Genomic DNA, 8324 nt, shown 5'->3' with positions numbered 1-8324 from the left:
GGCTCGGGAGGGCTGGAGCTGCCCCCTGGTGACGAGGGTCGCGAGGGGGTCTCCACGGACGTCCCGCCCGGTGCGGTGTCGCTGGCGCGTCCGATGGACGCGGGTTCGATCGGACCGGAACTGGACTGGGGCGCCGACGCCTGGAGCGAGGTGCGCACCCGCGCCCAGCGGGCCGGCCGGGCCTACATCTGGCTGAACCTGGTCGAGCAGCGGCTGCGCGCGGTCGTGGCCGCCGTGCTGCGTCCCGTGTACGAGCCCGTGCACGGCGACGACTGGGTGGTCGCCGCCGCCGGGCCCGCCGGGCAGGAGTGGGTGCAGCGCGCGGTCGCGGTGCGCGAGGTCAGCCGCCGCAAGGGCTATCTGCTCGACCCGGCCGACGACAACGTCCTGTCCTTCCTCACCCTGCCGCAGCTGCGCGAGCTGATGGTGCAGCACTGGCCCTGCTTCGAGCCCTACTTCGACGACCGCCGGGACGTCGAACTCGCCCTGGACGAGCTGGAGGTCACGCGGAACGTCGTCTCCCGCAACCGTGCGCTGTCCGAGGCGGTCCTGAACCAGGCCGAGCGGGCCTCCGCGCGGCTGCTGGAGATGCTCGGCGCCGGCGGCGACGTGCCGTCCGCGCGCCGGCTGCCCGTCGACGCGGTCGAGGACCTGGTGGGCGACCGGTACGCCGACGTGGTCGCCGTGCACCCCGACCGGGTGCGGCTGCTGCGTCAGTTCCCGGCGGAGGACATCTTCGGCGGCGCCCGCCGTCTCGACGCCATCGGCATCGGCCTCAACCTGCTGGTGCAGAACTTCTCCGGTCGCCGCCTGGTGCGGCTGGCCGAGTCGGGCAGCCGGGTGCGGCTGCTGTTCCTGAACCCGGCCTCGAGCGCGGTCAAGCGCCGCGAGCGCGAACTGGGCATGAAACGCGGCGAGCTCGGCCGCGCCGTCGAGATGAACATCCTGCACATGCGCCGCGTCCGCGCCCGGTTGCGCGACCCCGGCGCCTTCGAGATCCAGGTCTACGACGAGACGCCGCGCTGCACGGCCTACCTCGTCGACGGGGACGGGGCGGACGGGATCGCCGTCGTGCAGAACTACCTGCGCCGCACCCGGGGGATGGAGGCACCGGTGCTGGTCCTGCGCAACGGGGACAAGGTGGTCAAACCGGGGGAGATCGAGGTGGGCGGGCTGTTCCCCACCTACCGCGAGGAGTTCGAGCAGATGTGGGCGGATTCGCGTCCGGTGTCGTGAACATCCCGTGCCGGTGCGGTCCGGAGGGGACTGGTCCCGACGGTAAGCGGAATGTGATCCTCTGATTGTCAGTGGTGCGTGCGAGGGTGGAGGCCACTGGGGGAACGCACCACATGGAAGGGGGCAGCCCATGGGCTGGCACCGGGAGCCGCTGGTCGGCTTCGACCCGGAGACGACGGGGACCGACCCGCGCGAGGCGCGGACCGTCGCGGGCACCGTGAGCGAGGTCGGGGACGGGGGACGGCCGGGGCGCCGGGAGCGGCCGGCGGCCGGCCCGGGGGCGCCGATCCCCGCGGACGTGGTCCCGGCCCACGCCGGAGCGGTGGCCGCGTGATGAGCTGGATCACGGGGCCCTTGGCGGCCTTCGACCTGGAGACCACGGGCACGGACATCGAGACCGATCGCATCGTCACCGCGGCGGTCGTGCGCCTGGAGCCGGACGGGGCCGTCTCGGCGGAGCGGACCTGGCTGCTCGATCCCGGCGTGGTGATACCCGAACAGGCCGCGGCGATCCACGGCATCCCGACGGAGCACGCCCGCGCGCACGGAGTCCCGGCCCCGCGCGCGATCGAGGAGATCACCCGGGCCGTCGCCGAGGTCCTGCACGCGAGGACGCCCCTGGTCGTGATGAACGCGCGCTACGACCTGTCCCTGCTGGACCGTGAGTGCCGGCGGTACGGGCTGGAGTCGCTCAGTGAGCGACTGGGCGCCGTGCCCTCGCCGGTCGTCGATCCCCTGGTGATCGACAAGCACGTCGACAAGTACCGGAAGGGCAAGCGTGCCCTCCACGCGTTGTGCGCGTACTACGGCGTGTCGCTCGACGAGGCGCACGACGCGAGGGCGGACGCGGTGGCCGCGGCCCGTGTGGTGCGGCGCATGGGCGAGAAGCACCCACACGTCGGGACGATGTCCTTGACCGATCTGCACGACCTCCAGGTGGGGGCGGCGGCCGCGCAGTCGGCCTCCCTGCAGGCGTACCTGCGGCGGACCACGAACCCGACGGCGGTCGTCGAGCCGGCCTGGCCGGTCGTCCCGCGCAGCCGATGACCCGGGCCGGGGGAAAGGAGTTCCCCGCCGCGGTCCGGGACCTCCCGCGCCGCGGGGGCGGCGTCACCGCGGTGACGGACGGGGCCCGGCCGCCGCGGGAGCCGGCGGGCGAGCCGGTCCGGCCGTCCCCGCCGGAGCCGTCTCAGAACGGATACCAGCGCACCGTCGCGTCCCCGTCCCGCAGGGACGCCACCCGGCGTTCGAACTCGGCCAGCGCCTTGGGGTTGCCCGGCGCGTGCTGGGCGACCCAGGCGCAACTGGCGGTCTCCCGCGCGCCGCGCAGCACCGCGCAGCCCTCCCAGGCGCGCACGTCCCAGCCGTAGGTCTCGGTGAAGGACGCGTACGCCTCCTCCGGCAGCCCGTAGCGGTCGTGGGAGAGGGCCATGACGACCAGGTCGTGCTCGCGCAGATCGGTCGAGAAGGTCTCCAGGTCCACCAGGACCGGCCCGTCCACTCCGACGTGCACGTTTCGGGGCAGCGCGTCCCCGTGGATCGGGCCCGGCGGCAGGTGGGGCGTCAGCTCCGCGGCGGCCGACGCGAAACCGTCGCGCCGCTCGCGCAGGTACGCCGCGTCCGCGGGGTCGATCACCTCGCCCGCGAGCCGCAGCCAGCGTTCCACGCCGCCCAGCAGATCACGGGGCGGCAGCGGGAAGCGAGGAGCGGGCAGCGCGTGGACGAGCCGCAGCAGTTCGGCCAGGTCCCGGGGCTCGGTGGGCCGTACCGGGGCGGGCAGCCGGTGCCACACGGTCACCGGGTGGCCCTCGACCAGCAGCGCCTCCGGTCCGGCCGACCGGACCGCCGGCACGCCCGCCTCGGCCAGCCACCCCGCGACGGCCAGCTCCCGGCGGGCCCGGTCGAGCAGCCCGGCGTCCCGGCCCACCTTGACGACCAGGTCACCGGCGGTGAACACCGCGTTCTCGCCGAGCGCGAGCAGCCGCGCGTCCCGTGCCGCACCGGGCAGCACGTCCGCCGCGGCCAGTACGTCCCGCGCTCGTGCCTCGTCCATCCGTCCGCCTCCGTGTCCGTCCGTGTCCGGCCTGCCCGGCCTGTTCGTTCCGTTCGACCCGTCCGGCCGTCCCGCGCGCGGCCGGCCTCGCGACTCCTCGCGCGCGGACACCGCGCGGATCCGGCCGTCCACCGGTCAGTCTCCCATTGGCACAGGTGGGGCGGTGTGCGCGGTACGCGGAGCGCTCGATCCCCCGCCCGGAAAACCCGTTGCGCGCCGTCACGGCGGCCCCCTAGCGTCCTCGTCGTGGGAGCTTTCGACGCGATCTTCATCTCCGGCCTCGGCCGGGGCTGCGCGCACTCCGTCCGGATGCGCCGCTGCCCCGGAGCCCTGACCGGTCCGGGGAGCCACGCCCGCTGATCAGCGCGGCGGCCATCCGCACGCCTCCCCTTCCTCCCGCTTCTTCCTCTGTCTTCCGGTCAGGGCCGTCGTCCGCCCTTTTCCCCTCACGGAAGACAAGGACCGCAGGCCATGGCCCGCCCCACCGCCTCCTCCCGCGCGCTCTCGCAGAACTTCCTCGCCGACCGCGCCACCGCCCGGCGTTTCGCCCGGCTCGCCGTCCCGCACGGCGGACCCGTCCCCCTGCTGCTCGAAGTCGGCGCGGGCAAGGGCGCGCTGACCGACGTCCTCGCCCCCCTCTGCCGGGAGCTGCACGCCTACGAGATCGACCCGCGGCTCGTGCCCGCGCTGCGCGGCCGTTTCTCCGGCACGCCCCACGTGCGCGTCGTCGGCGCCGACTTCCTCGCCGCCCACCCGCCGCGCACGCCGTTCGCCGTCGCCGGGAACGTGCCGTTCTCCCGCACCGCGGCCGTCGTCGACTGGTGTCTGAGCGCGCCCCGCCTCACCGACGCCACCCTCCTCACCCAGCTCGAGTACGCCCGCAGACGCACCGGTGACCACGGCCGCTGGACCCGGCTGACGGTGCTGACCTGGCCCCGCCACGAGTGGCGGCTGCTCGCACGGGTCGACCGGCGCTCCTTCCGGCCCGTGCCGCGGGTCGACGCCGGTGTCGTCCGCATCGAGCGCCGCCGAGTCCCGCTGCTCGACACCGCCGCGTCGAGCAGGTGGCGGCACCTGGTCGACCTGGGGTTCTCCGGGGTCGGCGGCTCGCTGCACGCCTCCCTGTGCCGGGCGTGGCCCCGGCGGCGGGTGGACGCCGCGTTCCGGTCTGCGCGGCTGGACCCGGGCGTCCTGGTGGGCCAGGTGGCGCCGGAGCGGTGGCTGCGGCTGCACGAGGTGCTGGCCCGGTGACCGTTTTCCGGTTGTACGAGACGTCTCGTCTCGCCTATGGTCGGCGCATGACCACTCCCGCGCACATCGCCATGTTCTCCATCGCCGCGCACGGCCACGTGAACCCCAGCCTGGAGGTGATCCGCGAGCTCGTCGCGCGGGGGCACCGGGTGACCTACGCGATCCCGCCGCTCTTCGCGGAGAAGGTCGCCGAGACGGGCGCCGAACCCAAACCGTGGAACAGCACGCTGCCGGGCCCCGACGCCGATCCGGAGGCCTGGGGCACCACGCTGCTGGACAACGTGGAGCCGTTCCTCGACGACGCCGTCCAGGCGCTCCCGCAGCTCATCGAGGCGTACGAGGGGGACACCCCCGACCTCGTCCTGCACGACATCGCCTCCTATCCGGCGCGCGTGCTCGCCCACCGCTGGGGCGTGCCCGCCGTCTCCCTCTCACCGAACCTCGTCGCCTGGGACGGGTACGAGCAGGAGGTCGCCGAGCCGATGTGGGAGGAGCCGAAGAGGACCGAGCGGGGCCGCGCCTACTACGCCCGCTTCCAGGCCTGGCTGGAGGAGAACGGGATCACCCAGCACCCCGACCGGTTCGCGGGCCACCCCGCCCGCTCGATCGTCCTCATCCCCAGGGCGCTGCAGCCGAACGCCGACCGGGTCGACGGGAGCGTGTACTCCTTCGTCGGCGCCTGCCAGGGCGACCGCACGGCCGAGGGGGAGTGGCGGCGGCCCGCCGGCGCCGAGAAGGTCGTGCTGGTGTCGCTCGGCTCGTCCTTCACCAAGCAGCCCGCCTTCTACCGGGAGTGCGTCAAGGCGTTCGGCGACCTGCCCGGCTGGCACCTGGTGCTCCAGATCGGCCGGCACGTCGACCCGGCCGAACTGGGTGACGTCCCGGCCGGCGTCGAGGTGCGCTCCTGGGTGCCGCAGCTCGCGATCCTGAAGCAGGCCGACCTGTTCGTCACCCACGCCGGGGCCGGCGGCAGCCAGGAGGGACTGGCCACCGCCACGCCGATGATCGCCGTGCCGCAGGCCGTGGACCAGTTCGGCAACGCCGACATGCTCCAGGCGCTCGGCGTCGCCCGGCACGTCCCCACCGACGAGGCGACCGCCGAGACCCTGCGGAGCGCGGCCCTCGCCCTCGTCGACGACCCGGAGGTCGCCCGTCGGCTGAAGGACGTCCAGGCCGGCATGGCCGAGGAGGGCGGCACCCGCAGGGCCGCCGACCTCATCGAGGCGGAGCTGCCGCGGCGGCGGTAGCGACCGGCGCGGGAGGGCCCGGCGCAGACCGCCCGGCCCTCCCGCTCACGCGGTGCCCGCGGGATCAGACACGCGCCGGTTCGTCCTCGTCGTCCCGGGCCGCCGTCCGCGCCACCGCCGGGGGCGTCTCGTCGTGGGTCAGGTCGGGCAGCCGGTGCAGCCACTTCGGCAGGTACCAGTTGCGCTCCCCGAGCAGCGACATCACCGCCGGGAGCAGCACGCCCCGGATGACCGTCGCGTCGATGAGCACCGCCGCCGCGAGGCCGACGCCCATCTGCTTCATGGACTGCATGGACAGCGTCCCGAAGATCGCGAACACGGCGACCATGATGACCGCGGCACTGGTGACGACACCGGCCGTGGTGACCACACCGTGCTGGATCGCGTCCCGCGTCGTACGGCCCCGCATCCGTGCCTCGCGGATCCGGGAGACCACGAACACGTGGTAGTCCATCGACAGGCCGAACAGGATCACGAACAGGAACAGCGGCAGCCAGGTGACGATCGCGCCGACGCCCTCCGCGCCCACCAGGGACGCGCCCCAGCCGTGCTGGAAGACGGCCACCAGGATGCCGTACGCGGCGCCCACCGACAGCAGGTTCAGCACGATCGAGGTGAGCGCGATCGTCAGCGAGCGGAAGGACAGCAGCATCAGCAGGAAGGCGAAGACCACCACGAAGGCGAACACCGGGACGACGGAGCCGACCAGTTGGTCGTTGAAGTCCTTCGAACCGGCGACCTGCCCGGTGATCGGCGCCTCGACGCCGTCCACCTTCCCGAGCGTGGCGGGCCGCACCTCGTCGCGCAGCTTGGCCAGGCTCTCGCCCGCCTCGTCCTGGTCGGAGCCGCCGACCAGCGGGACGTGGACGAAGGCGATGTTCCGCCGGTCGTGCAGCTTGATCTCGACCGGGCCGCGCGAGGCACCCGAACTGATCGCCCGCTCACGGAAGTCGGCCAGCGCGGACTTCACCTCGGGGGCGTTGATGTCATCGGCCCTGACGACCACCTCGGCCGGTTCGGAGCCGCCCGGGAACGCCTCGTTGACCCGGTTGTACGTCTGCACGATCGGCAGCGAGTCGCCGAACTCCTGGTCCAGGGTCAGGTTCTGGGTCTTCATGCCGACCGCGGGAGCCGCGACCGCGAGCAGCGCGCCGGCCGCCACGACGGCGGAGAGGAGCGGCCGGGCGAGCACGCGCCCCAGGACGGCCCGCCAGAACCGGCTGTCGTTGCCGCCGCCGGTGCGCCGCCTGCGCAGGAACGGCACGCGGCCCTTCTCGACCCGCTCGCCCAGCAGCGACAGCAGCGCCGGCAGCACCGTCACGGAGCCGACCATGGCGACCGCCACGACCATCAGCGAGGCCAGGCCCATCGCCTCGAACTCGGCGAGCCCGGTGAACAGCATGCCCGCCATGGCCACGCACACCGTGACACCGGAGACCACGATCGCCCGGCCACTGGTCGCGGCGGCGATCCGCAGCGCGGTCCGCGCGTCCCGGCCGGCCGCCCGCTCCTCACGCTCACGGCGCAGGTAGAACAGGCAGTAGTCGACGCCGACGGCCAGGCCGACCAGCAGCATCACCGAGTTGGCGGTGTCGCTCATCGGCTGCAGGTGGCTGACCAGACCCATCAGGCCCATCGTCGCCATGATCGCGGTGAGCGCCAGCGCCACCGGCAGCAGCGCCGCCACCAGCGCGCCGAACGCGATCAGCAGAATGCCGAGGGCCACCGGCACCGCCGAGTACTCGGCCTTCTTGAAGTCGTCGCCGAACGCGTCGTCGAACGTCTTCATCATGCTGGCGCCGCCGATCTCCTCGATCCGCAGCGCCCCGTGCTCCTCCTGGACCTCCGCCACGGCCTTCAGCACCGGCTCGACCCGCTCGCCGGCGGTGTCCGAGTCGCCGCGCACGTCGAACTGGACCAGCGCGCTGCGCCCGTCCTTCGAGACCGTCCCGCTCTCGTACGGCGACGTCACGTCCGTGACCTCACCGGTCCCCTCCACGGCCGTGACGACCGCGGTGACGGCGGACCGGAACGCGGCGTCCGTGGCCGTGAGGCCCGCGTCCCTGGCCTGGACGAGCACGGTCTCACCGGCCGGCTCCTCGATCCCGGCGTCCTCGACGATGCGGGCGGCGGTGCTGGTCTCCCCCTTGAGCTGGTCGCTGTTGCCGACGTCGACCCGGCCGGCGGCCGAGCCGAGCCCCGTCGCCAGCACCACGAACAGCACCCAGATGCCGACGGCCGCCCAGCGGTGCCGGGCGCTCCAGCCGCCGGCCCGGGCGGCCAGGCCCCGTACCCGCGAATCTCCGTTCCCCATGACGGGTTCGCTCCCTCGTGTACGGCAGCGACCCTCCTGCCGCCACCTTTCGCCTTTCGAAGGTATGAGCCGGACAAGAACGTCTCGTCGTGCTGTCCGGTGAAGCTCGTGCGGCCGGAGTCATCCGCTCGGAGCCGCGGTCCTCCCCACTGGGGAGGACCGCGGTCCCTTACATCTACCGAGGGCCGTCGGGGGCGGGGATCGGGGTGCCGGGCCCGGCACC

At 73.8% G+C, this 8324-nt stretch carries 7 protein-coding genes; 5 read left to right on the top strand and 2 right to left on the bottom strand.

Annotated features, from left to right (window positions below; all coding sequences use genetic code 11):
* From B7L92_RS28715 to B7L92_RS28705, 3 genes are all read left to right on the top strand, one after another.
* The coding region (locus tag B7L92_RS28715; protein WP_255311191.1) for a DUF5919 domain-containing protein at positions 1-1236 on the top strand (1236 nt) is incomplete at its 5' end.
* 130 nt (positions 1237-1366) lie between these two features.
* On the top strand, positions 1367-1570 hold the full coding sequence (locus tag B7L92_RS28710; protein WP_081240296.1) for a 3'-5' exonuclease family protein: 204 nt from the start codon (positions 1367-1369) through the stop codon (positions 1568-1570).
* The gene (locus B7L92_RS28705; protein WP_081240295.1) at positions 1570-2283 is read left to right on the top strand and encodes an exonuclease domain-containing protein; all 714 of its coding nucleotides are present in this window, start codon (positions 1570-1572) and stop codon (positions 2281-2283) included. The genes B7L92_RS28710 and B7L92_RS28705 overlap by 1 nt, the downstream gene beginning before the upstream one ends.
* A gap of 142 nt (positions 2284-2425) precedes the next feature.
* Here B7L92_RS28705 and B7L92_RS28700 read toward each other — a convergent pair whose 3' ends face one another.
* Complete coding sequence (locus B7L92_RS28700; protein WP_081240294.1) at positions 2426-3289, bottom strand: phosphotransferase enzyme family protein; 864 nt, start codon at positions 3287-3289, stop codon at positions 2426-2428.
* Positions 3290-3760: 471 nt separating this feature from the next.
* On the opposite strand from B7L92_RS28700, the gene erm reads away from it, so the two are divergent.
* Complete coding sequence (gene erm, locus B7L92_RS28695) at positions 3761-4540, top strand: ErmE/ErmH/ErmO/ErmR family 23S rRNA (adenine(2058)-N(6))-methyltransferase (RefSeq protein ID WP_081240293.1); 780 nt, start codon at positions 3761-3763, stop codon at positions 4538-4540.
* 47 nt (positions 4541-4587) lie between these two features.
* The gene (gene mgt / locus B7L92_RS28690) at positions 4588-5787 is read left to right on the top strand and encodes a macrolide-inactivating glycosyltransferase (RefSeq protein WP_081240292.1); all 1200 of its coding nucleotides are present in this window, start codon (positions 4588-4590) and stop codon (positions 5785-5787) included.
* Between the two features lie 64 nt (positions 5788-5851).
* On the opposite strand, the gene B7L92_RS28685 is transcribed toward mgt, so the two are convergent.
* Positions 5852-8101, bottom strand: coding sequence for an MMPL family transporter (locus B7L92_RS28685; RefSeq protein WP_081240291.1), 2250 nt, complete (start codon positions 8099-8101; stop codon positions 5852-5854).
* Positions 8102-8324: the final 223 nt, after the last annotated feature.

Origin of the sequence: Streptomyces viridosporus (assembly GCF_002078235.1) — a bacterium.
In the GTDB taxonomy this organism is placed as follows: domain Bacteria; phylum Actinomycetota; class Actinomycetes; order Streptomycetales; family Streptomycetaceae; genus Streptomyces; species Streptomyces viridosporus.
This window is presented reverse-complemented; position numbering and strand designations above follow the sequence as displayed.